Source organism: Myxococcus sp. CA033 (genome assembly GCF_013336625.1).
GTDB classification, from domain to species: Bacteria; Myxococcota; Myxococcia; order Myxococcales; family Myxococcaceae; genus Myxococcus; species Myxococcus llanfairpwllgwyngyllgogerychwyrndrobwllllantysiliogogogochensis.
On sequence record NZ_JABUMU010000077.1, the window covers coordinates 1 to 877 of the forward strand.

The window sequence follows — 877 nt, forward strand, 5'->3', positions numbered from 1 at the left end:
AGAGCCTCTATCAAATGTGAGGATAGAGGCTTCGGAAGAGCATGACGCAGCAGCCGAGGACGAGGAAGCCGAAGTGGACGTCGTCCCTGCGCTCGTCACGGACACGGAGCCGACGAAGTTGATTTTTCCAGGCCAGAGTGCGCTCCGCCACCCAACGGTGACGCCCCAGGCGCTCCTTGGACTCGACACCTGGTCGCGCGATTCGTGGTGCGATGCCGCGCTTTCGAAGCCCGCGCCGGTTCTTCTTCGAGGCGTAGGCCTTATCCCCGTGGACCTTCCTGGGACGGAAGCACCGTTGCCCTGAAGGCATCCTCACCGGAGGTATGGAGTCCACGAGGGGAAAGAGTTCGTGGGTGTCGTGCACGTTCGCCGCCGTCAGCGACTCGGTGAGCGGCAGTCCATGGGCCTCTACGAGAAGATGATGCTTGCTACCCGCCTTCGCGCGGTCCGTCGGATTTGGGCCCGTGAGGGCCCCCTTTTTGAGGCCCGGACAGACGACGAGTCGATGCTGGCGCGGGAGAGGTCCACCCTGCCTCGTAGTCCCAGTTCATCCAGCAGTTGGTGTTGGAGCTTTTCCCAGACCCCGGCCTCGGTCCATTCCTCCAGCCGGCGCCAGGCTGTCATGCCCGACAGGCCGAACTGCTTGCGAGGAAGCATCTCCCATGGAATGCCGCTCCTCAGCACGAAGACAATGGCCTCCAGCGCCGCTCGGTCATCTGCTCGGGGGCGTCCAAGCTTCTTCTTGGGTCTCGGCGGAGGCAGCAGCGGCGCCACACGCTGCCAGAAGGCGTCGGGAACGAGTTCGCGGACCATGCACTCAAGCTGGGGATGCCCTTCGTCGGTGGCCACCCCAGCCCTGACTTTTGTTAGGTCCTCT

General features: G+C 63.7%; 1 protein-coding gene. It reads right to left on the bottom strand.

Annotated features, from left to right (window positions below):
* Nucleotides 1-10: 10 nt before the first annotated feature.
* A protein-coding gene (locus HUA78_RS45700; protein ID WP_174459508.1) for an IS5 family transposase occupies nucleotides 11-813 on the bottom strand; the annotation gives its coding sequence in 2 pieces (ribosomal slippage) (nucleotides 11-468 and nucleotides 468-813; 804 coding nt in all).
* Nucleotides 814-877 lie beyond the last annotated feature (64 nt).